Here is a 21,638-nt window from a genome sequence, read left to right as displayed (position 1 = left end):
AAAGCCCCGGCCGGAAGGCTCGGGGCTCGGGGGAATGGGCGAGTTACTCGACGATGAATGAAATGTGCAGGCGCAGGTTGCGGCTGGTGGCAATGTCACCCGTCGCGGTACGCAGCGTGCATTTGCCGTCCGTCCCGATCACAAAGCCGCCCGACACGATCCCGTCGTCCCAGAACCCATTGATCGTCCCCTGAGTGGGCCGCCAGCCGTCCGGGGCGGTGCAGATCTCGGTGTCCACGAGATTGCCGGAGGTGAGGGTAAGGGCGGCCCCGGTCCGCTGGATGTACATGTCCAGCACAATCACGTTGCCTGACCGGGAGCCCCGAAAATCCGTGAGGGCAAAACCCGAAGCCACGGTGAGGCCCGTGGCGGTGACGGTCGGGGTGTCGGTGCGTAGCCGTCCGGCGGTGATCCGCATTCCGGCAAGCCATTGCGTCATGCGGGCCTCCTACAGGGCGACGATGGTGGGCTGAGCAAGCCGGACGTCCGTGCCGGCCAGGTGCGACTTCGCGATCCCGTTCACGGACCGGATGACACGCATGGTCTGCGGGCTGCCCCGCAGCGTGAACTCCCCCCAGGACGCGACCACCGGCAGCGCGCCCGTGTACGCGCTGGACAGGATCATCCGCGTACCGATCTGCCCAGCTGCGCTCAACGACGTATCGGTGGTCGTCAGCTGCCAGTCCAACGGCTCGGCGCTGCCTGCGGCCCAGGCCTTCGCGCGCAGGGTCGTCCCGGCCGCTTGGAGCCGGACGGCGATCCGACCACCCACGGTGTGGGTCAGGGAAGTGGTGTGCTGGACCAGGAGCGACTCGGTACCCGCGACCCGTTTGCGGAGGGTCAGGATGACCGTCTGCGTGGGACTGAACTCCAGCCGCGCGAGGTAGCAGTTGCTGGTGTCGGCCGCCCGGGCGACGAGGGCGAGGAACTGCCCGCCGCCCGCCGCGAGAGAGCCGGTGGCGACAGTCGCCGACACGTCCACGTCCGCCGACGGGGCCGGCAGAAACGTCCACCGGCTGCTGTTGACGCTGCCCATGGACACGAGGCCCCGGCCGAGGTAGGCGGCCCGGATCGCGGACGCGTACCGGTAGAACTCCTCGGTGCGCGCCCCCGACTCCCGGACCGTCCGCGTGTTCTGCCCGTCGGGGAAGAAGGCGTCGCGCTGCGCGCGGGACAGCTCCAGCTGCACACCGGCGCCGGTGGACGTCTCGTTGCAGATGTTCGCAGGGTCCGTGCCCGCGATCTCACTGGGCGCCGTCACGACCGTGAAGCCGACCGCGCGCAGGGCAGTGGTCACGCTGGCGACGAGAGCGCTGTCCAGGCCGCCGATTGCGGTCTCAGGCACACCCACCGTGCCGACGTATCCGTGGAAGGACAGGCAGCGCCGGACCCCGGCGACGAGTGCGACGCCCTGCGGCTCGTCGAAATTGGTCGACGTGATGTGCAGGTCCACATTGCCGCTGCTCTTCAGACCAGCGAACTCGTAGAACGCCATGCGCGTGCCGCCCGCCGACACCTCGCGGGCCATCTCTCCGGAGCCGCCTTCAATCCCGCCGCCGTGGATCGCTATGGCCGCCCACGTGGCACCGGTCGGGGTGATCGCGGTGCGGGAGTAGTCGACGCCCTCGTCCTCGGCGGCCGCGAGTTCGGCGTAGGTGGCGTACAGGTCGGCCACGTCACCCTCCCTGTACTGAGTAGTCGGCAGCGGATCCGCCGCTTGTGGTCCATGCCTGGCCGGAGGTGGCGGTGCCCCATCCGCTGGTGACGGACCGCTCGAAGCGGTCGCCGAGCTGGCCGGTGATGTCCGTGACCGTCATGGTCTCCCCACCCACACGGACCGTGAGCGGCAGGTCGGTCAGGTCAGCAGTCCACTCGGGCTCGGCCGTGGAGGCCACGACGAGGGTGGTGGCCGAAGAGGAGATCGCGGTGGCCAGTTCGGAGCCGTCGGTGTCCGCCCGGCCGAGCACCGGATCACCGACCACGCCGATCGTCCACGGCCCACCCGGCGAGCAGTTGAATGTGATCTCCCACGTGCGTACGCCGATCTCCTCGGCGTAACCCTCGACGATCAGGTCGAGGACGTCCGCGCCCACCCAGAGCGGGGGGTTGAGGATGCGCAGGAGGTCACCCTCGCGCAGCCGCAGCACATCCGCGACGAGGTGCGGGACCTTGTGCAGCAGGATCCGCACCGACGGGACCCGCACCCCATCGACGGTGCCCAGGTACAGACGCCACCCGGCGATCTGCTCCGGCTGGTCATCGGAGTACAGATTCAGGGTGACGCTCTCGTCGTAGCGTCCGGCACCGTCCGGCGGATCCTGTACGGACAGCGGCCCGTCATCGAGGACCACCCGGCCGGATGAGCCGCCTGTGCGGGTGACCGTGACGTCGTTGCGCAGGTCCGTGTCGTCCTCGACGGGCTCCAGCGGCGGCGCCACCTCGCCCGCTGTGTAGTCCAGTACGAGGGCCGGAGTCTGGTTGTAGAGGCTGGCCCGGTCCTGGTAGCGCAGGCCGAGCCGCTCGCGGTCCTCGTAGAGGATCCCGCCGTCCGCCTCAGCGCTCTCCTCCAGCAGGCTCAGAATGGTCGCCGACCGCTGCGGGCCCATCCGCTCGGCACCGACGGTCGTGTCCCCGTCGTGGATGACGAGCGGGAGGCTCTCCTCGAGGGCCAGCCGCCGCAGCCGGTTGATCGTGGTCTCCCCAGCGAAACCGGAGTCGGCGGTCTCGTACGTGGTGACGCCGGCGGCGGGCGGGGTGACCGTGCCCGTGACGCCGTTCCAGGCGGCAATGTGCCCGATCGACATGCCGTCCAGGGCAGCACCCCAGGTTGCTGAGACTGCTGTGGCCCGGCCCGGGGCGCCGGTGTAGGACCTCCGCGCGTACCAGTAGCTGTTGGCGACCACGTCGCGCCAGGCGGCGGCCACGTACGTCTGATCGCCAGAGACCGCAGTGAAGATCTGAAGGCGATTCCAGACGCCTCCTGCAAAATCCGCGATCGCTTCGGCATCCGTGAAATCCCCGAACGCGATCATCGCGTCGTCGATATCACGGATTTCCACCCGGACCGCCGACACACTGACCGAGACCACGACCGAGCCCATGCCGGCGGCCCCGGTCCCGGCCACCTTCACCCGCAGGACCTGCTCCAGCGTGGGCGGCAGAGTCGGCAGGTTGTAGACGGCCTCGACATGCCACCCGGCCGTAGCGAGCGTCCTGGGAATCTGGCCCGCGATGGTCGCGCCGGCCTTCACGGCAGGCAGGGCCTTCGAGCCATACAGCGTGTCGTTCGCCGCGAATTCGACACCGCTCACCTTGAGAGGCGTCACGCCAGCGATGGGTGAGTAGGACTGTGTGGCGTCGCGGTCTTCCTCCATCGGCCAGTACGCCGCCGGGCCCCCGGCCGGGACACGTCGCCGGAGCGTCGACTCCAGAGCCTTGGTGCCCTGCCCGTAGCGGCGGAGGATCCCCGCGGCTTCGACGGGCACCCACGCGGCCTGCCCCGAGACCGCCCACTTCGGCGGCCAGGACGAGATCTCCCCCATGAAGCGGGCCTCGCGGGTCGTGATCTCGGCGGCGCCGGACAGCGTCCAGGTTTTGCCGGTGCTGTCTGCGAAGCTCGTGGTGCCCGGGGCCAAGGCGCGGAAATCTGGGTTCGCTACGACGGTCCCGCCGATGCCCGACCGGACCTCGGCGCGGTGCACCCGCCCGGCCGGGGGCAGCCACGGCGGAGTGACCGTGAACGTGGACGGGGCCAGCTCCAGCGGCGCCGACGAGTTGAAAACGCTCGTCACGACGACACCGGTCACATCCGCGCCGACCTGCGTCCACGGCCCAGCGAGAGACGCGGCCCAGTACAGGCGGACCGTGTGGCCGCCGCTGCCGTTGTCGACGTCCAGAGTGGCGCGTAGCGCAGCCCGGCGCGGCAGTGCGGGCAGAGCGCGGCCGCCAGCCACCGACACTGCGCCGTCGGCAGACCAGCGGAGCCACAGGTTCCCGGATTCGACGTACAGCATCCACGACCGCTGAGCGCCGTCCGTCCGCCACTTCCCCGCGAGGATCTGTGTTTTGACCTCGCCCAGGTCGGCGGAGACCTCGACGCGCACGTCCAGGTCCCCGGTGATGTCGAGGGCCGCTGCGTCCGGGGTGGACGCGATGTCGGCGGCCTGGCCGGTGAGCGCGAGATACGACTCCGTGCCGGGCACCGAGACCCGCACCGGGCTGTTGCGGCCGATCAGCCCGTAGTACGGCGACAAGGGGTTCCGCGGGCTGTACTTGCCGTCCAGGTTGTTGAGCGTCAGCGAGCAGGACGCTGGGTCCGTGCGCACCCCCTGGTCCGGCCGGCCCCGGCTGTGCGTGATGACGTCGGACAGCCGGACGTCCCCGGTGACGTCAGTCCACACCCCGCCCACCTGGAGCTCTATCTTCGTGCCGAGCGGGGTCTCGGGGAACGCCACGGCTACCTCCTTTCCTCAGCGGCCGAATGCGGTCTGAACAGAACCGCGGCCGTCCGTCTTGACGATGGTGCGGATGAGCCGCTTGACCTCCTCGGGCCCGGACAGCTCGATGCGGACAGTGGTCACGCCCTGTCCGGACCGGTGTCCGGACAGGCCCCCACCAGCAGAAATACCGCTCTGCCCGGGGCGGGGCGCGGACACGAGTCCGGACATCGTCTTGTCCACGGCGGACTGTCCGGACCGGATTCCCGCCACGATCCCGGCGGGGATGTGACGCCCTACCTGATTGGCCATCACCCGCGACGGGCTCTTGATCCCGAGGGCCTTGCGGATCGCCTTGGACATGCCTTGGGCGATCGAGAGCATCTGCTTTTCGATCGCCGACTGTTGCGACTTGAGACCACTGATCAGACCCTTCGCGGCCTGAATGCCAGTCCCGTACATGGAATTGCCCGCGACCGACCCGGCCTGCTCGGCTGCGGTCTTCAGCAGCTGCTGCTGGGCGTTGATCTGCCGGATCGTGCCCTTGTCCGCCGTGGCGAGTGCCTGCGCCGCCGCGGACCCGCCCGCGACGCCGGCCTGCGCGATTTGCGCGATCAGGTCGGCCGAGACGCCCTTCTTCTTCAGGGCCGCCAGGTTCTTCGCGAACGTCTGCGCCTGGCCGACGTCGCCGATGAGCCCGGAGAGGATGCTCTGCCCAGTGACTGGCCCCCCGGAGTCGTTCTGCGTGATGTTGGCCCCGGACAGCACCCCCTCGCGGACGTCCTTGGCCAGCTTGTCCCGCGCCTTGATCAGATCCGCGTACGCCTTGCTGGCCGTCTTCATCCGCGCGGCGAGCGTGGTCTCCTTCCCAGCGAGCCGGAGCAGGGCACGGGTGTCCGTGTTGATCCGGCTGAGCGCGGTGGAGCGGCGCTTGCCGGGAGCGAGCCGGTCGCGCACGATGTCCGCGAGCTTCTGCGACGCGGACCGCACCTGCTTGGAGGAGCCGGTCATGCCCGCGATGAGGCCGCGGGCGATCCACCGGCCCTGCTCCGTGGTCACCTTCGAGGGCGACGCGATCCCGAGGGCCTTGGCGATCGGCCCCGGGATCATGGAGCGGGCCCACGACATCAGCTGGCCCCGGATCCATCCGCCCATGGACTGGATGCCGCGCCAGAGGCCGGTCACGACGTCCATGCCCTTGTTGTAGAGCAGCGATCCGAGGCTGCCGATACCGGCCGCGATACGGCCGGGCATGCCCCGCACCCACGTGATGAAGCTGGCGACCTTGGTGGCCGCAGCGTCACGGAAGCGCTGGAAACCGAGGTTCGCGGCCGTGCGGAGCTGGGCGCCCAGATTGCTGACCGCGTTGTACGCGCGTTTCGGGAGGCCGACCAGCCACGCGACGAGCTGGAGCATTTTCTTGACGGCCCAGTCCTTTGCCTGGCCGAACCAGGTTGCGATCTTCCCGGGGAGTGACTTGAGCCATGCGACGGCGATCAGGATGCCCTTGACGGCAGCCGTGACGATCACCTTGGTCTGTGCCCAGGCCTTGTCCCACAGCTGCTGGAACCACGTGGTCTTGGTCGCGATCAGGACGACGATCGCTATCAGGGCGACGATCGCCAGGATGATCCAGGTGATCGGGTTCGCCAGGAGCGCCGTGTTCATCAGCCACGTCGCGGCGGCCCAGATCTTCGTCGCCGTGGCCACCAGGCCGCCCCAGAGCGCCCACAGCTTCATGGCGATGACGATGGCGGCGATGCCCATCGCCAATCCGTTCATCACCTCGGGGGGCAGGGCGTTGACGATCTCCGCCAGCTTGAGGGCGAGCATCGTCGTGATGCCGATCAGCGGGCCGAACGCGATCAAAACGCTGAGAGCGGCCCGGGCCAGGGTGCCGAGGAGCGTTCCACCCTCACGGGCCAGAGCCAGGAACTGATCGAACCCAGCACTGCCCTTGAGGGAGGATGCCCAGGTGGCGAACGCCCCGGTCATGGACACCAGACCGCCGGTCACCCCGGCGCTCGCCGGGAGGAACGCCTGAAGCAGGGACCCGAAGCCTCGGGCCAGATTCCCGATGATGGTGAGGAAGTCGGTCAGCGCCGGGCCCGAAGCCGCCGCCATATCGTCGGCCCATTCCTTGAACCCCGCCGACTTCACGCCGGCCGCGACCTTGTCGAGGAGGTTCCCGAACGAGGTTGCCGCAGCATCGACGAACGGCGTCAGCATCGGAAGCAGCCCGCGCAGAGTCTCCATGCCCTTGGTGAAAACGGGCATCGTGCTGCCCGCGAGGCTCGCGGACCACTCCTCATGCGCGGTCTTCAGCCGCGCTTGCGCCAGCGCAGCCTCCGCCGTGGCGGCCGGCATACCCTTGGTCTGCTGCTGGTACGCCGCCTCCGCGTCCTTCGTCTTCAGTCGAGACGCCTGGTACGCCTTCTCGGCCTTCGTGGCGAGGTCGGAGCCCTCCTTCTTCAGCTTCGCGGCCAGGGCGGCCTTGCGTGCCTCTTCCTCCTGCGCCTTGGCCAGGGAGTCCGCCGCCGTGGCCGACTCCTTCATCAGTTCCAGCTGGGGGCCAGCAGCGAGGCTGAATGCTTTGACCGCCAGGCCCGCAGCGGCGGCACCCGCAGCGAGGCCCCCCAGCGCCGCCGTCGCCGCAGCAACAGCAGGTATCCCCGCAGCGACGCCGGCTGCTGCCGGGCCGACCTTGCGGAGTTCCGTCACTGCTGTGCGGGCACCGCGCCCGATGCGCGCACCGAGGGTCTGCCCCATCGCGTCCGACTGCTCCACGACGTTGTTGTGCATGTCGCGGAGCGAGCCGTCGGCCATGCGCGTGAACCCGGCCAGCCTGATCTGTGCTTCCTGGAGGCCGTGCCGCCAACCGGAGTCATCGGCCCGGATGCCAGCCACGAGCTCGCCGAGGTTAAGCGCCACGTCGCACCCCCTTCGGTTTCGGTTCGGGAGGTGCGAAGTGCCGTTGCAGGCGGCATTCGGCCGAGAGGAGGCCGAGGATGCGAACTTTTAGCCAGCGCCAGGTGCGCTCATGGAGGAGGCCACCGCCGACGTCCAGGCCGTAGACCTGGTGGAGGTCGGTCTCGATCAGGGGCCACTGCTCCAGGAGCGCGGGCCACGTCAGCCCTTCGCGGCCTTGCTCTTGCGGGGCTTGGCCGGGCGGGTACTCGTACCACTCGTAGAGGCCCGTCGCGGGGTCTTGCTCTCCACAGCCGATGAGGCCCCGGCTCGGCGCTGCTGCCGGTTCTGCGCCGGGGCCACCTTTTCCGGGTCACCACCCGCCGCCCAGTAGCGTTCGGCGGTCTCGGCGTCGGCCACGACCCAGAACACGGCCGTGAGCGCGGTGTGCTTGAGCCAGGCCCAGTCGACCTCGGCGCACAGCGCGTCGTACGCGGAGCCGAGAGCAGCCCGGTACAGGTCCAGCTCCTGTGCGTCGTCGAGGGCCTCGGTGTCGATCTCCTCGCCCGTCTCGACCATGCGCGTCGCGCTGGTCATCAGGCGCTGGATGCGCAGGCCCTGGTCGGCGGTCGGGGCTTCGATCCGGTACGTACGAGTAACGCCGTCCTTGCCCGGGACGGGCAGTTCCAGAGCGTCGTCGAGCAGCTGGTCTACAGCTGCGAACTGGCGGGCCATCAGGCGGCCATCGGGTTCGGGATCTCGGTGAGCGGGCCCGTGCCGGTCCAGGTCACCTGCACCTGGTCCAGGTCACTGGACTCGCCGCCCTGCGGCTCCCAGTTCGGCAGTCCGAAGCCCTCGTACGCCTCCGGCAGGCCGTTGCGGTCCATCCACCGCATGTGGACCTGGTGGGCCTCGCCGTACGCAAGCCACGCCGCGCGGATCTTCTCGTGCACCGGGCTGTACGCCGTGGAGTCCGGGGTGGCCTTGCGGTTGAAGGTGGCCTCGACCTCCCAGGACTGGGCGGTCTTCGTGCTCTCCGTCCAGCCGTCGGTGTCGTACGTGGTGGATTCCTCGTGATTCGGCTCGGCCGTCCACGAAAATTCGGTGATGGCCGGGCAGAGCTGCCAGTCCGGCACGGCAACGGTGCCCATGTTGATCTCCAGCCGCCAGCGGCGGGCAAGGACGGTTTCGGTCGGCGTCGACATGACGCGGTCCTCCTACTCGTACAGGTGGGATGAGGGGCGCGTCGTGCGCGCGTAGTAGTTGGCGGCCAGCTCCAGGCGCCCGTGCTCGTCCTGGCCCATGAGTGCCTGCGACCGGCGCCAGATCAGGCCCACATGGACACCGCCGAGGACCAGGCCCCGGTGGTTGTGGAGCAGATCGAAGACGCCGTCCGCGAGGCCGGTGACATCGGTCGGATCGGGGCCGGCGCGCATGCGGATCTGGATGCCGGTGATGGCGTCGGGCAGGTCGGTGTCCTCGACCGGGTACGTCGTCAGGCACAGGACCCGGTCCGGGGCGTCGGGCATGACCGTGAGGAAGATCCCGGTCTCCTCCGCCGTGTAGATGCCGCCCGGCCGGTAGACACCGAGACCGGAGTCGGCGATGAGCGCGGCGAGGCCGTCGAGGAGGTTGCTGGTGTAGCCCACGGGCACCTCCGGACATGCGAAAGCCCCGCACAGTGGCGGGGCTTGGGGTGGGGTGGGGTGGGTTAGCCGCGGAGCCAGCGGCGCAGGCCGACGGCCATCAGCTCCAGCATCACCGTGCGCTCCGTGTTCATCGGCTGCTCCAGGTACTTGGCCTGGCGCCCGGGGAGGTGCTTCCAGTCCATCTCTTCGTGCTGGCGGACCGCGTACACCGTGTCGAAGGTGATGTTGCCGTTCAGCCCGTCCACGTTGACCTGGCCGGAGCGCTCCAGCGTGCCTTCCTCCAGCGGGACAAGCTTCTTGGCCTCACCGAGGGTGTGCTCCAGCGCCCGCTGAAGCCCCTCGGAGGCAAGGCGGCGGCCGCGGCTTCCCCACAGCCTGCCGCCCTGCCAGGACATGCGCGCGTACTGCGTCACTGCAATGCCACCTCCAGATGATCGGGTGTGGGCAGTCCGCCGCCGTCCAGCGACTCCGCCGTGATGACCACCGTCTTGCGGCCATCCGGCAGCGTGACGCGGGACTTGGCGGGCGCCACGGTGGTGGACGGGGCGTAGAGGGTGGACCCGGACGTCACCTCGTCACCTCCCGGGCTCCGCACGAGACGGGTTTTCCGTCGCAGTAGACCGCGCACCGCGACAGGCGGCCCGTACACCGCCCCAGTGGGGCCGACGCCGAGGTACGGCTCCACCGTGACCGTGTGACGCCACAGGAACGCGGGCGCCCTCACCAGCTCCACACCGCCCGGCAGAGGCCGAGAGCGTCGAGGATCTCGGCGGCCTCGGCACACAGCTCGGTGTCCTCGTCGGACGCCGCTGGTGCGGAATCCCGGGAGAAGCTGAGGTCACCCGCCTTGACGGACGTCCACGGGCTGGCCGCCAGGTCCCCGCCCGTGCCGTCCGCCGCCGCGTCCCGCTTCGCCCACACACTGACCTGCGTCGACGCCGCATCCCGGAACGCGACCCGCACATCCGTGTCGGATGGGTAGCCGGCCGCGTCCGTGTCGTACAGCGCGGCCCGCATCGCCCGGTCAACGAACCGCGACGCCCGCGCCAGCAGCCGGGCCGCGTTCGCCGGGGCGGGCTGCCCGGTGAACGCCTCGTACTCCACCGGTGTTGCGTAGACCCTGGCCACCGGGCACCCCCCTTACGCGCTGGAGCCGATGATGACGATGTCGTACGTGACGCTGGTGCCCGCACCCGAGTTGGCGACCTTCAGCAGGTCGCCGGTGCCGGCCGTCACCGCGTATGCCGTAGCGTCCGCAGCCCCGGCCATCGCGCCGACGGAGGCCCCGGGGCGGAGGGTCAGGGTGCCGGTGGCGCCCAGGAGCGCCGCCCACGGGGTGGTCGCCGCTGCGCCGATGACCACGTTGTTCGTGTTCGTGTCCGCGGCGGCGATGTACATGCCCTTGATCCTCACGAACGTGATCGCGGCCCCGAAGGCGTCCAGCAGGACGCCCGCAAGGTCGAGATCCTCGGACGCGGACGCGGCGAGGGTGCGCCGGTCGTGGAACGCGCGGTCGGCCTTGCCCGCGCCGGTCCCGTTGCCGAGGCTGACGGCCCGCCGGAAGTTCAGCGGGTCACTGGCCGTTGTCAGGTCCAGGGCCTTGGTCTGCTGCACGCTCGCTGCGAGCGACAGCATGCTCGACATAGGCATCAGGCGTCCCCGTACTTGTCGATCAGCTGCTCCTTGGTGAGCCCCTCAATGTCCGACTGGGCCTCGGGGTCCGTCTCGATGAGCCGCGCGTAGTCCTGCCACTCGGCCTTGGACGCGGCCTTGGCCGGGGGTCGGCCACCACCCGGGCCGGACACGACACCGTCCTCCGTGGTCGTCAGCGTCGCCGCGTCCGGCTCACTGGCGGCTGGCGCTTCCTTCCTGATCTCCTCGTTGGTGACCAGCTCGACGTCGGACAGGTCGTGCACGCCGGGCGCGGCCAGGGTCGGGCGGGACAGGACACCGTCGTTGACGACTGGCGGGAGATCCTGGCCGTCCTGGACGCGGTGCCAGTTCGGCAGTGCCTCCAGTCGGGGCTGCGGGTCGTCGAAGTGGGCGAGGTCGCCTGTGTTCTCGTTGCGGTAGCTGACGCTCATGGGCGTATCTCTCCTTACTGAGGTTCACCGGGCGCCCGCCCGCTGGTGTGACGGGCGGGCGCGGAGGGTCAGACGACGTCGGCGCCCTTGATGAGCACGGCGCGGTTGGCGTCGAGGGTCTTCGTGCCGTACAGGCAGTCGACGGAGACGACCATCTGCTTCTTGTCCATGTCGTAGTCGTAGACGACGCGGAGACCGAAGCCCTTGTAGTTCGCGATCGCTGCGTCCCGGGCGCCCATCGGGAGCTCCAGCGGCCGGAATGCGAGTGCGAACGCGGACTTGTGGAAGGCCAGGCCCTCCTCCGTGGTGGAGTTGCCGGACGTCTGGGCGGGCTTGGCGATGTTCTGCGTCATGTACGGGTCGAACCCGAACACGCGCCGGCCCAGGGATGCCTCGGTGAGGCCCTCCGTCGAGCCGCGCTTGTCCGCCTCGTGGAACAGCGGGTCGCCCAGCCAGTTGGCGGCGATCGTCGGTCCCACCGCGGCCCGGCGCTCGGACGGGGGGACCTTCCGCGTGTCCAGCACTCGGCCGGCGTCGATGAGGACCCGCGGGTCACTCCACGCGAACTGGTTGTCTCCAGCGACGACGCCGACCTCCTGCACGATGTCCGTGCGCAGGGCGAGGAGGTCACGGTCGATCTTCTGGGAGATCGCCTCCATCGCCGGGGTGAGGAGCTGCTCGTCGAAGTCCTGGACCTTGAGCGTCATGTCCTCGGACGTGACCGCGAAGGACACGTCAGCGAAGTGGTTGAGGCTCATGTTGACCGAGTTCTCCGTGGCGTCCTGCACCGTGATGCCGGTCGCGCGGTTGTACTCGGTCGCCACGAACGTCGTGGGCTTGCGGATGGTGATTGCGTCGCCCTGCTTGCGGGCGAACTCGGCCTCGTAGTCGCGGTGCACGAGGGACGCCATGACGGTCGTCTCGTACAGGTTCGCCAGGGCCTGCTGCGCAATGACCTGCGCGGTCAGGAAGGTGTTTGCCATGCGTGTTCACTCCTTACCCGGTGCGGCGCTTGCGGCGCGCTGCCCGGATGTCGTCGATGCTCTGGGGACCGGATGTGTCCGGCTCACCGGTCCCGCCGGTGAACTCGCCGGATGCAGAAGCCGTGGACGCCTGGCCCGCGGCCTTGAGCTTGGGGTTGTCGGCGACGGCCTGCTTGATGGCGTCGCCGACCTTCTTCGTGAAGTCGGCCGAGGCGGGGTCGAGCTTGGCGAGCTTCGCCATGAACGACCGGGAGTCGGTGAGACTGCCGGGGTCGGCACCGTGCGTGGACGCGCCCTTGAACACGGCCAGCTCGGTCGCGGTCTCGCGGTGCGCCGCAGTGGCACGCTCGATCTCCGCGGTGAGCTTCGCGGGGTCCGGCGGGGCGGCGTCCTTGTCGTCGTCCTTGACCAGGCCGAGCGCCTTGCCCAGCTCCTGGACCAAGGCGGACTTGGCCTCCTCGGCCGCCTGCTGCTTCGCTGTGGTGCGGGCCTTGCCCGCGTCCTTGCGCGCGTCTTCCAGTTCCTTGGTGAGCCGGGCGACCTGCGCGGCCGGATCCTCGCCTTTGCCGCCCTTCGGCGGGGCAGGCTTGCGCGCCCCCTCGGTGGCATCGCCGCTGGCGGATGCGTCGTCGGTGGTGCTGCTGCCCGCGTCGTCTTCGCCGCTGGCCTCGCCGTCCTCGGTGCTGTTACCTGCGTCGCCGCTGGAATCGGAGCCGTCGCCGTCCCCTCCGTCGGCGTACAGGTACGGGGCGAAAGGGCCGGTGGAGTAGGGGTGAGCCCATCCGGCGCGGTGGCCGCGGGCGAGGGTGCGCTGGTGCATGTCGTGCCCTCCTGGGGCGCGTCGGGGCCGACTCCTGGCCGGCCTGGGGTGTGGCTGGCCCCGCACCTGGCGGGACGTCTTTCCGTAACCAGCCCGCTCCTGGCGGGAGGTCGGCTTAAGGTGCCGCCATGTCGATTCAGATCCGCTTCATCAGCGACCAACACGACGACTACACGTACGAAGACGGAGAGGGCCGCGAGTACCGCTACGTAGTCGCAGACAACGGCTCACTGGTCATCTTCGAGAAGGAGGTGGGTGGGCACATCACGAGGGACGCCGACCCGATCGCGGTTTATGGGCCTGCTGCTTGGTTCAGCGTGTCTGGTGATCTTCGGAAGAAGACAGACACCGCTCCGTCCCGCGGTTTCGCCTTCTAGCGCGCGGCGCCGGTCTGCTCACGGGCAGGCTTGCGACGCAGGTCGTCATGCGCGGCAACGTGCTCGCGCATGGCGGCCTGCCACTTGCGGACGTATACCCCAGCGCGGTGGCGCGCCTGCTCATCCATCGCGACCGCCTGCGCACGTTTCCAGCGGCGGATGTGCCGCTCGATCTCCCGCTGGCGCTGCGTGTCCGCGTACGTCGTGCCCGGTGTCGCGTGGTGCGGCGGCCGCGTCGTCACCCCAGGCAGGTACGCGCTGAGGCTGTGACGGCAGTTCGGGTGAAAGAGGCCGGCCGCGCGCGCTTCCAGCAGCGACCCGGCGATGTGCACCGCGACCGTGTGGGTCGGGGCAAGGAGCCGAGTCGGCTGGATCGCGTGTTCTGCCCGGATCGTCTGCGGCCCCGGCTGCGGGCCAAGGGTGAGGACCTCGCCCTCCCACGGGGCGCACAGCTCGCACTCCAGCGGCGCATCGGACACGATCACCAGGCCCACACGGATCTCGGCCAGGGCGTCGATGTGGCCCTCGATGGCCGCGCGCGCGGTCACGGAGCGCACGGCCATCTCTGCGTACGTTGCCATGTCCCAGTTCCGGTCGGCCTTGTCGACGAAGCCGGTGATGCCCTGGCTCGCGAACTTATCCAGAGCCCGCTGCGACGCCTGCCTGCGGGTCATGGACCCGAGGAGGACCCCGCCGGACACCCGGCCGACGATCGACCGGTAGGTGTCGACGACCGCCCGCGTGATGCGCTGGTACAGCGGCCGCGTGTCCTCGGCCAGGCTCGCCGCGAGCCGGTCAACGGCCGGAGCATTCGGCAGGACACTGCGGGCCACCAGCTCGCGCCCGATGTCCAGGCCGCCCACCTCGGCGACGGCCGCCTGCCGGCCGCGGTTGTACGCGGTGATGAGCGCCTCGGCCACGGCCCCGTCGGTGTCCGTCTGGAGCGCATCAGTGATCCGCTCGACGGCCTGGCGCAGGTCACCGACGGAAGCGAGCTTCAACCGCGCCCAGTGCGGTGAGTCGATGCCCGCCTCCAGGGCCTTCGCGAGTTTCTCCAGCAGTGCGGTCTCGGCGTCTTCGTACAGGCGCCGTACCTCACGGGTGAGGTCCTCGGCCATCGCTGGAGAGACAGGCATCAGGCCAGCGCCCCCATCTGCATCGGGTCCGGCATCCGCTTGCCGGTCTCGGTCAGGATGCGTTCGGTCTCCGCAGCCTGCGCGGCAGCGTCCCATTCGGGGTGGAGCGCTGCCACCATCGTCTGTACGGATATTGCGCCCGCGCGGGAGAGGGTCTCCAGGGTGTTCGCCAGCGTCAGCGGGTCCTCGACAACGGAGTCTCCAAACTCGACGGTGGGCCGCTGCACGGTGACCTGCGTACCGAACACCCGCTGATCACAGGCGAGGAGAGCTGCGAGGGCGTCGCTGAGTGCCGGCCGCCAGCGCAGGACTTTTTTGCCGCGGGTCGTCATCGACTGGCGCTCCTTGGCCGTGACCTCGGTGGCCGTGATCGCGACGTCGCCGCCGCGCCCGAAGGTCTGCGGCGAGTAGCCCGCGGACCGCAGGATCGTGTCGATCCAGTGGTCACAGGTGTCCTGGTGCTCCTTCACGCGGATCGCGAACTGCACGATCGTCAGCGGATTGGAGTCACCGGGACGCGTCAGCATGTCGAGCCCGGAGTAGATCTCCTGGTCCGGGCTCCACGATGCTCCGCGGCCGGGCCCGGTGGTCTGAAGCATGGAGTTCGGGAGCATGAGCCTGCCTTTGGCGAGGCGTACGTCCCGCATCCACGAGGAGTACGTCTCGTCGAGGCTGTCCATGAACGACTCGGTGGCCTCGAGGTCGGAGCGGCCGAGGTCGGCCAAGGCGGGGATGCCCCTCCACTTGCGGGCGTTGGCGTTCGGCACGTACGAGACGTCGAGGCGCTTGTAGTCGGTGGGGATGGCGCTCCGGTCGTTGACGAGCGGCGCGAATCCCGCGGTGGCCGGGTGGTCCTCAAGGGGCACCATCATGCCGAGCTTGTTCGGTGTGCCCTGGTAGAGGCCGTGGAGGATGACGCCGGGCTCGTGCCGCTCCAGCCAGCGCAGCACGATGCCGTTGTCCTCGGCGAGCTTGCGCCAGAACGTGACGGCCGAGAGCTGCCCCCACCGGAACTCAGGGACAGCCCGGTCGGCGTGGACCGCATCGAGCCACGGGCGGTCCCGTAGCGTCGGGTCGTACACCGGCCGCAGGTACACCCCGCCGAGCGCAGCGCCGACCTCGGCCGCAGTCTGGAGCGAGGCGAGCATCCCGTCATCGGACAGCTCATCGAGCCGATTCTGGGTGGCGGTGTCCGCGGCCTTGAAGGTCGGCGCCTCGGAGAACAGGAGCGCCGCCGAGCCGCCGCAGATGTCGCCTGCCAGGGGGACGTGCAGCTTGGTGCGCTGCTCGCCGGGGGCGGTCGGGGAGCCCCACCACCAACGGGCGATGCGGCTGACGACGCCGGTGCCGTACTGGACGGGCTTGGGGTCGGGGCCAGCGCTGCCGCCGCCGTAGAGGGCGGTGAGCCGGTCGGGGTCGCCGCCGTACCAGGCGTCCCAGGTGTTCATGGCGTCGAGCGCGGGCTTGAGGTGCGGGGGCGGCCAGACGATGTTGCGGTCAGGCAGGGGCATCGGGCTCCTCCTGATCGTCCTCGCTGGGGTTCTCTAGGTGATCGGCGGCTGCCCTAAGGAATCCGGCCATTTCTCGGCGGAACGCGGTCTCATCCATCCGTCCGTCTCTCAGCGGAACCCGGATGCTGCCCCAGCACGCCTCCGTATCGCCTGCGCGGACGAGCACGGGCAGCTTGATCGTGGCAGGCATCAGCCCTCGTCTCCTTCCCTCTGCTGCATGCGTGCACGGATGTCGTCAGCGGCGCAGGTGAGCATCCCCAGGGCCTCCCAGGCGTTGAGGCCCGGCGTCCGGTAGTTGTAGATCGCCACGTCGCCGTCTTCGTCGAGGGCCTTCACGGACACCACGTAGTCGACGAGGACACAGCCCTCAGGAAGGATGTCGGACAGACGGGCATCGCCGGTGTCCTGCCGACCGGTCACGCGGCTACCTCCAGCATCGTCGGGATGTGCGGCCGCCACAGAGCCTCCGTCGTCCGCACCCCGTACCGCAGGGCGTCACAGGAGTGGTCGTCCCGCTTGACCGGGGCGTCCTCGCCTTTCGCCGCTTTCTTGTCGTCCCAGCTGTAGCCGGGCAATTCGTCGATCAAGCCGACACAGGAACGGTGGATCCTCAGCCGGTCGGCAGAGAGCAGGCTCGCCACGCCGCGAATGCCGTCGAGGACTGTGTTGTCCGCCGGCATGACGCCGCTGACGCCGTCGCGGTGCAGCTGCTCGATGAAGCTAGCGGCGGACGGGTCGACGATCGTCCACTCCGGAGTGATGCCGAGGACGTTCGATCCGGGGTGCGGCACGCTGGTCAGCCACCGGCGACGCGCCTGGGAGTACTCCGAGTCGGTCATCTGCCGGCGGGTGGCCCGGGAGTCGTGCCGGTACTCGCTGACGACGTACAGCCGTTGGTCGGAGCCAAGGCCGATGAGCAGGTCAGCGAAGGGGTTGACGGTGCCGTAGTCGATCGCGTCGCACAACCAGCGGGTGATGGTGGGCAGCTCGGTGACGACGTGGCGTTCGGTGTCGAACATCTCGTAGATGGCGCCCTCGGACTGGACCCAGTGGCCGAGGATGAACCGCCGGTACCAGAGCCCGACGTACTCGGCCTTCAGCGAGGAGACGTACGCCGGGTCGAGGGCGGGGTTGTCGTCGAGGGTGAACTGCCAGCTGTTCAGGTTCAGGTCGGCGCTCCGGCTGATGAACTCCTTGCGGAGCCAGTGGCCGGGGTTGTCCGGGTTGGTTGTCGCCATGAGCCGTGCGCCGGGCACGGACAGGCGACCGAGGAGCTGGTTCCAGAAGCCGCGCGGGATCAGCGTCGCCTCATCCACGTACGCCAGGCACGCGGTCATGCCGCGCAGGCGGCCTTCTGCGCGGGAGTCGGCGGCGCCGATCAGGTGCACGGTCCGGCCGAGGATCACTGCGGTGGTCGCGCCGCGGGTGTGGTGTACGAGGGCTGCGACCGGGCCGAACAAGGTTTCGTCCTGGAGCGGGTCAAGGACGTTGCGCTCGATGGTCTGGAGCGACCGGCCCACGATCACGACGAGCCCAGATGAGGGGGCCGCGGCGATCGCGATGAGGAAGGCCACCAGGGACGCGATGGTCTTCCCGGACCGGATCGCCCCGTGCCAGATGTTGATGCGCGCTGTGGCGTTGGCGATCGAGCGGATCTGCTTGCGCGACAGAGGCAGGGAGTCGAGCATCAGCCCTCCCCGGCGTCGTCCTCCTGCGCGTCGGCCAGGCGACGGATCCCGTCCGCGAGACTGGTGAGCATGGAGCGGGCGGCGTCGGTACCCGGGTCCCCGTCGAGCGCTTCGAGCCGGGCAGCGGAGGACGTCGCCGTGCTGATGCCGGTGATCAGCGCCTTGCGGTCCTGCGCGGGCAGCCGGCCGACGGTGTACTCAACGGGCGCGCCCACGGACACCTCGACGAGCCGGTATCCGCCGACTTTCTTGAGGTAGGCAATCTCGTCCTCGGCGATGTCGTAGAGGCCTGCGACGATCGCGGCGCGGCGGGCCTTGGAGTCGGTAACGCGGGCCTGGGTGGCGACGGCGGTTGCGGTGCGGTCGAAGTCGAGGCCGAGTTTCTCAGCGATGACGCTGATCGTGCGGGGGCTGCGGTCAAGCTCGCGGGCGATCTCGTTGCGGCCGAGCCCTTCGCTGTGGAGGCGGCGGACGTCGGCGCGGGTCTGGTCGGTGACCGGGCGGGGCTTCTTGACGGTCATGGTCACCTCCGGGCATGCGAAAGCCCGGCCGCAATGGGGGCACGGCCGGGCTACGTGGGTGGTGGGTTACTGGCCGAGCAGCCGGGCTTTCTGCTGCTCGAACTCCTGCTGCGTGAGGAGTCCTTGCTGGACCAGGCTGCCGAGCTTGGCCAGCTCGTCGGCGACCGATCCGGCCGGCGCCGCCGCGGGGGCCGCCTGCTGCGGTGCGTGCCGCTGCGCGATCGCCGCGTCGATGGCGGCCCGGAGTTCCTCGAAGGCGGGCATCTGCTTTACGTGGAACGTGACGCTGTTCTCGTCGCGCATGGCGTCACCGGACTGCCGGCCGAACTGGGAGCGCCGTTCGCTGCCGCCGCTGATCGTGAACTGGATGAACCCGGCGGAGAACCCGGCTTTCTTCCACTGGACGGCGTTGATCGAGTGGAGCGGGATGCGCTTCTCGCCGACACCGACGAGGGCGCGGGCGGCGAGGCCCTTGCGTTCGATGAGGACGGTGTGGCCGTCGAAGGTGATGGTGCCGTTGTTGCCCTTGGCGCTGAGCATGTGCCCCCCTGTGTGCTGGAGAGGGCATCGTGGCACGGGCGGGACGGGTGGGGCAGGGGGTTGGGGAAATGCGTCAGCCCCGCGCGGTGGCGGGGCTGTTGTTTCCGGGCATGCCAGATCTGCGGCTCATTCTGCGCGCGGGGAGCTGATTTTGCAACTAGGCGCAGAACCCGGTGACGGGTTCCGGCTTGCAGTCAGGGGTGGGCAACGGAGACGTTGCGGGTGCAGGTGGAGGGGGAGCCGAGGTTGATGCTGCGGGTGTTGAGGAGAGCGGAGGCAGCGCGCGAAAGCCCCGCCGAACCCAACCGGCGGGGCCTCACAGGGGTTGGGCGTGACCTCATCCCGCCTGCACGTCGGTGATCTCCACGGAGATCTTCTTGCTCGCCGAAGCCGTACTGATCAGAGACGGCGTGAAGTTCAGACTCGTCCCGTCCGAGAGCTCGGCCGTCGCGATGACCGGCCCCGACTGGTCACCGCGGATCTCATAGGTGATGTCGTATACCGCGTCCGGGTCGATGTCATCGATGCCCACGTAGGTCAGGTCCGGCTCGACTGTCACGTTGCAGCCGGCCGACCCGAAGCACTGCCGCTTGGTGGTGCGCAGCTTGATCGCGAAACTGTCGGCGTCCACTTCGGCGTAAGTCGGCTCCAGGTCCGGTTCTTCTGCGGCGTCGGCTACGGCGTCCGTGTCCGGGGTGCTCGACTCGGCGGCGGAGGTGGTCGGCTTGCTGCTGTCGTCTGTGGACTGCACGACGACGACCCCAGTGGCGACGACCGCAGCGATGACGGCAGCAGCTGCGCCGATGATGATCGCGTTGGTGCGGTTCTTCTTCGGTGTCGGCGGCGGGGACTCGGGCATCGGTGGTGGAGTGGTGTGGCTCATGGTTCCCCCCTGAGGTTCTGTGACGCGGAATGCTACCGGTGACCGCTGGGTGGTGGTGGGGAGAACGCGGAGGCCCCGCCACGACGGGGGATTCGTGGCGGGGCCTGGCATCAGTGTGCCCTTACTCGGGGCTCTGGCCGTTCTGTTCGCGGCAGGCGGCGTCAGAGATTTCGTTGTGCTGCTGGCGCTGCTCCGGGGTCCAGTCGGCGACCCGGTCCGGGAGGCTGCGCACGGTCTCGCGCAGTGCCTCGGTCGCCGGGCCTGCTGATGATGAGCGTCGTCCGAATGCCATGATGCGGTTCCTGTCTCTGTGATGGGGATGGGACCGGGGCGGCCGATGTCTTGGCGGATGGCGGCCGCCCCGGGTAGAACGGCGGTAGATGGGCCGGTAGATCGAGGTAGCTGCGGTGGTAGATCCGCAGGTAGACCGGGGTGGTAGACGCTTACGCGGCCCTCTCCTCGGCGGCGGCCGGGGAGGGCTTCGGGAGGTCGTCACGGTGCACCCCGTACGCCACCCGGCCGGCTACCTTCACGGACTTCCTGACGGGCACTCCGAGGAGCGGCAGGCGGGTGCGCAGGGTGGCGATGCTCCAGTCCTCCCCCTGGCCGTGCTTCTGGAGGTGCTCCAGGAGGACGGCGAGGTGCACGCCGGGGCGGTCGCCGATGAGGTCGCGGATGAGGGCGTGCAGCTGCTCGCGCTGCGCCACGGTGGACTCGGCCGGGCCCGGGGCCTCCGGAGGGATGGCGCGGATCGCGGCCCAGCACCAGACGGGGACGAGGGCGCACAGGAGGGCGGGCCAGTGCCGGATCACGCGCCAGGTGGCGTAGGCCCCGGCGACGAGCAGAACGATGCGCAGGACACAGCCGAGGACGGCGGCGATCCCTTCGAGGTCCTCGCGGCGGCCGGCGCGTACCCAGGCGGTGGCGCGGTCGGTGAGGCCGCGGATGAGGAGCTGCTGCCCGGCTGCGAGGGTGCGCGTACGGCGCTGCACCGCGGTGCCCTCGTTCGCGGGCCGGTGGCTGCTGGTCACAGCGAGGCGTTCCCTTCGAGGAGGTTTCGGCCGGACAAACCGAGGCTGTTGACCAGGTCGGGGAGCCCGGTGAGCATCCCGGCGACGCCCGCGGTGGCGCAGAGGATCATCCCGGCGGCGAGGAAGCCCAGCAGGCGCCCCTTGTCGTCCTTGCTCGCGGCCTTGTAGGAGACGACGAGGAGGACGGTGATCAGGAAGACGACGACGCCGCCCTCGGGGGTGAGTTGCCCCATGGACCCGGTGGCCAGGGGGGCACCGGAGTCTGTGCCGGTCGTCCCGGTGATGACCTTTCCGCCGCCTCCGTTCGCGGTCTGGCGGGTGCATCCGGAGAGCCAGCCCATGAGGCCGCCGACACACACGGTGCCGAGCGCTCCGGTAACGAAGCCCTGGACCATGGGGAAGAGGTCTTTCAGCGTGCGGCCGCCGGTCCACCATTTCCGCAGGTAGATGGCCATGATGGCGACGGCGACGGTGCATCCGGCGAGGGTGGCGCCGGTCTGTGCGGTGGTCATGACGGGTGCACTCCGGTGATCCAGGTGACGGGGTCGTACAGGTCGATGGCGCCGGCCACGCCGACGAGGGAGATGGCCAGCAGGAGCAGGCGGCGGAGGGTGCCGCCGCCGCGGGTGATGCGCAGCACTGCCACGGTGAGCGGGGTGAGAGCGAGGGCGTATCCGGAGCCCTGTCCCCAGGCGTCGCGGGCTTCGCTGACGGTGTAGGCCCAGGTGGTCGCGGCGCTGTACCCGGTGAAGGGGATGGGCAGCAGGGCCAGGGCGAGTGCCCCGGCGATCTGCCAGGGCCGGCCGAGGCCGAGCAGCCACGCGGTGAGGCGTTCCCGCCGGGTCGGCTCCGGGTCGGGTTCGTAGTAGGCGGGCTGCACGGTGACGTAGACGTGCACCGGCTGGGGCGGGGGATCCGGGGCGGCCACGGGTACGGCCGGGGGCGCCGGTGGCGGGGCGGGCGGCGGTGGGGCGGTGCGCCAGGGCGGGATGTCGTCGGGGCCGGGCGGCCCGATGGGCAGCGGGGCGCCCGCCGGAATGATCTGGCTGGGGGTGATGGGCTTGTTCGGCAT

Annotated in this window: 27 protein-coding genes; 1 reads left to right on the top strand and 26 read right to left on the bottom strand. The window is 69.7% G+C overall.

What is annotated here, in order from left to right; all coding sequences use genetic code 11:
- Positions 1-43: 43 nt before the first annotated feature.
- From ACWD0Y_RS25820 to ACWD0Y_RS25755, 14 genes are all read right to left on the bottom strand, one after another.
- On the bottom strand, positions 44-439 hold the full coding sequence (locus tag ACWD0Y_RS25820) for a hypothetical protein (RefSeq protein WP_450262709.1): 396 nt from the start codon (positions 437-439) through the stop codon (positions 44-46).
- 9 nt (positions 440-448) lie between these two features.
- Complete coding sequence (locus ACWD0Y_RS25815; RefSeq protein WP_450262708.1) at positions 449-1,675, bottom strand: poly-gamma-glutamate hydrolase family protein; 1,227 nt, start codon at positions 1,673-1,675, stop codon at positions 449-451.
- A 1-nt stretch (position 1,676) separates the two neighbouring features.
- Positions 1,677-4,454, bottom strand: coding sequence for a hypothetical protein (locus ACWD0Y_RS25810; protein ID WP_450262707.1), 2,778 nt, complete (start codon positions 4,452-4,454; stop codon positions 1,677-1,679).
- A gap of 15 nt (positions 4,455-4,469) precedes the next feature.
- The gene (locus ACWD0Y_RS25805; protein WP_450262706.1) at positions 4,470-7,367 is read right to left on the bottom strand and encodes a phage tail protein; all 2,898 of its coding nucleotides are present in this window, start codon (positions 7,365-7,367) and stop codon (positions 4,470-4,472) included.
- Between the two features lie 198 nt (positions 7,368-7,565).
- On the bottom strand, positions 7,566-8,078 hold the full coding sequence (locus ACWD0Y_RS25800; RefSeq protein ID WP_450262705.1) for a DUF7426 family protein: 513 nt from the start codon (positions 8,076-8,078) through the stop codon (positions 7,566-7,568).
- On the bottom strand, positions 8,078-8,548 hold the full coding sequence (locus tag ACWD0Y_RS25795; protein ID WP_450262704.1) for a phage tail tube protein: 471 nt from the start codon (positions 8,546-8,548) through the stop codon (positions 8,078-8,080). Before ACWD0Y_RS25795 ends, ACWD0Y_RS25800 begins: the two co-directional genes overlap by 1 nt.
- Before the next feature lie 12 nt (positions 8,549-8,560).
- On the bottom strand, positions 8,561-8,992 hold the full coding sequence (locus ACWD0Y_RS25790; RefSeq protein ID WP_450262703.1) for a minor capsid protein: 432 nt from the start codon (positions 8,990-8,992) through the stop codon (positions 8,561-8,563).
- Positions 8,993-9,054: 62 nt separating this feature from the next.
- Positions 9,055-9,405: a hypothetical protein gene (locus ACWD0Y_RS25785; protein WP_450262702.1), complete on the bottom strand. Its 351-nt coding sequence runs from the start codon at positions 9,403-9,405 to the stop codon at positions 9,055-9,057.
- On the bottom strand, positions 9,402-9,563 hold the full coding sequence (locus ACWD0Y_RS25780; RefSeq protein WP_450262701.1) for a hypothetical protein: 162 nt from the start codon (positions 9,561-9,563) through the stop codon (positions 9,402-9,404). Before ACWD0Y_RS25780 ends, ACWD0Y_RS25785 begins: the two co-directional genes overlap by 4 nt.
- A 149-nt stretch (positions 9,564-9,712) precedes the next feature.
- Positions 9,713-10,120: a hypothetical protein gene (locus ACWD0Y_RS25775; protein ID WP_450262700.1), complete on the bottom strand. Its 408-nt coding sequence runs from the start codon at positions 10,118-10,120 to the stop codon at positions 9,713-9,715.
- A 12-nt stretch (positions 10,121-10,132) separates the two neighbouring features.
- Positions 10,133-10,642, bottom strand: coding sequence for a hypothetical protein (locus ACWD0Y_RS25770; protein ID WP_450262699.1), 510 nt, complete (start codon positions 10,640-10,642; stop codon positions 10,133-10,135).
- On the bottom strand, positions 10,642-11,076 hold the full coding sequence (locus ACWD0Y_RS25765; RefSeq protein ID WP_450262698.1) for a hypothetical protein: 435 nt from the start codon (positions 11,074-11,076) through the stop codon (positions 10,642-10,644). Before ACWD0Y_RS25765 ends, ACWD0Y_RS25770 begins: the two co-directional genes overlap by 1 nt.
- A gap of 68 nt (positions 11,077-11,144) precedes the next feature.
- Positions 11,145-12,059: a P22 phage major capsid protein family protein gene (locus ACWD0Y_RS25760; protein WP_450262697.1), complete on the bottom strand. Its 915-nt coding sequence runs from the start codon at positions 12,057-12,059 to the stop codon at positions 11,145-11,147.
- A gap of 13 nt (positions 12,060-12,072) precedes the next feature.
- Positions 12,073-12,879, bottom strand: coding sequence for a hypothetical protein (locus ACWD0Y_RS25755; protein ID WP_450262696.1), 807 nt, complete (start codon positions 12,877-12,879; stop codon positions 12,073-12,075).
- A gap of 128 nt (positions 12,880-13,007) precedes the next feature.
- Between ACWD0Y_RS25755 and ACWD0Y_RS25750 the strand changes: the two genes are divergently transcribed.
- Positions 13,008-13,256 carry a hypothetical protein gene (locus ACWD0Y_RS25750; RefSeq protein ID WP_450262694.1) on the top strand — a complete coding sequence of 83 codons (249 nt, stop codon included), beginning with the start codon at positions 13,008-13,010 and terminating at the stop codon, positions 13,254-13,256.
- Here the strand turns inward: ACWD0Y_RS25750 and ACWD0Y_RS25745 are convergent.
- From ACWD0Y_RS25745 to ACWD0Y_RS25690, 12 genes are all read right to left on the bottom strand, one after another.
- Entirely contained in the window at positions 13,253-14,392 is a 1,140-nt protein-coding gene (locus tag ACWD0Y_RS25745; RefSeq protein ID WP_450262693.1) for a phage minor capsid protein, read from the bottom strand. The genes ACWD0Y_RS25750 and ACWD0Y_RS25745 overlap by 4 nt on opposite strands.
- Positions 14,392-15,903: a phage portal protein gene (locus ACWD0Y_RS25740; protein WP_450262692.1), complete on the bottom strand. Its 1,512-nt coding sequence runs from the start codon at positions 15,901-15,903 to the stop codon at positions 14,392-14,394. The genes ACWD0Y_RS25745 and ACWD0Y_RS25740 overlap by 1 nt, the downstream gene beginning before the upstream one ends.
- Entirely contained in the window at positions 15,890-16,093 is a 204-nt protein-coding gene (locus ACWD0Y_RS25735) for a hypothetical protein (protein ID WP_450262690.1), read from the bottom strand. The genes ACWD0Y_RS25740 and ACWD0Y_RS25735 overlap by 14 nt, the downstream gene beginning before the upstream one ends.
- Complete coding sequence (locus tag ACWD0Y_RS25730; RefSeq protein WP_450262689.1) at positions 16,093-16,323, bottom strand: hypothetical protein; 231 nt, start codon at positions 16,321-16,323, stop codon at positions 16,093-16,095. The genes ACWD0Y_RS25735 and ACWD0Y_RS25730 overlap by 1 nt, the downstream gene beginning before the upstream one ends.
- Positions 16,320-17,591: a PBSX family phage terminase large subunit gene (locus tag ACWD0Y_RS25725; protein WP_450262688.1), complete on the bottom strand. Its 1,272-nt coding sequence runs from the start codon at positions 17,589-17,591 to the stop codon at positions 16,320-16,322. Before ACWD0Y_RS25725 ends, ACWD0Y_RS25730 begins: the two co-directional genes overlap by 4 nt.
- Positions 17,591-18,112, bottom strand: a complete 522-nt coding sequence (locus ACWD0Y_RS25720; RefSeq protein ID WP_450262687.1) for a helix-turn-helix domain-containing protein — start codon at positions 18,110-18,112, stop codon at positions 17,591-17,593. Before ACWD0Y_RS25720 ends, ACWD0Y_RS25725 begins: the two co-directional genes overlap by 1 nt.
- A 66-nt stretch (positions 18,113-18,178) precedes the next feature.
- Complete coding sequence (locus ACWD0Y_RS25715) at positions 18,179-18,652, bottom strand: DUF4429 domain-containing protein (RefSeq protein ID WP_450262686.1); 474 nt, start codon at positions 18,650-18,652, stop codon at positions 18,179-18,181.
- Positions 18,653-18,989: 337 nt separating this feature from the next.
- On the bottom strand, positions 18,990-19,535 hold the full coding sequence (locus tag ACWD0Y_RS25710) for a hypothetical protein (RefSeq protein ID WP_450262685.1): 546 nt from the start codon (positions 19,533-19,535) through the stop codon (positions 18,990-18,992).
- Between the two features lie 121 nt (positions 19,536-19,656).
- A complete protein-coding gene (locus ACWD0Y_RS25705) occupies positions 19,657-19,827 on the bottom strand; it encodes a hypothetical protein (RefSeq protein ID WP_450262684.1) in 171 nt (56 codons plus the stop codon).
- A gap of 151 nt (positions 19,828-19,978) precedes the next feature.
- The gene (locus tag ACWD0Y_RS25700; RefSeq protein ID WP_450262683.1) at positions 19,979-20,566 is read right to left on the bottom strand and encodes a hypothetical protein; all 588 of its coding nucleotides are present in this window, start codon (positions 20,564-20,566) and stop codon (positions 19,979-19,981) included.
- The gene (locus ACWD0Y_RS25695) at positions 20,563-21,078 is read right to left on the bottom strand and encodes a hypothetical protein (protein ID WP_450262682.1); all 516 of its coding nucleotides are present in this window, start codon (positions 21,076-21,078) and stop codon (positions 20,563-20,565) included. Before ACWD0Y_RS25695 ends, ACWD0Y_RS25700 begins: the two co-directional genes overlap by 4 nt.
- Positions 21,075-21,638 (bottom strand): hypothetical protein, encoded by a 564-nt coding sequence (locus ACWD0Y_RS25690; protein ID WP_450262681.1) that lies wholly within the window; start codon positions 21,636-21,638, stop codon positions 21,075-21,077. The genes ACWD0Y_RS25695 and ACWD0Y_RS25690 overlap by 4 nt, the downstream gene beginning before the upstream one ends.

The organism is Streptomyces altiplanensis, from assembly GCF_053591575.1.
This window is presented reverse-complemented; position numbering and strand designations above follow the sequence as displayed.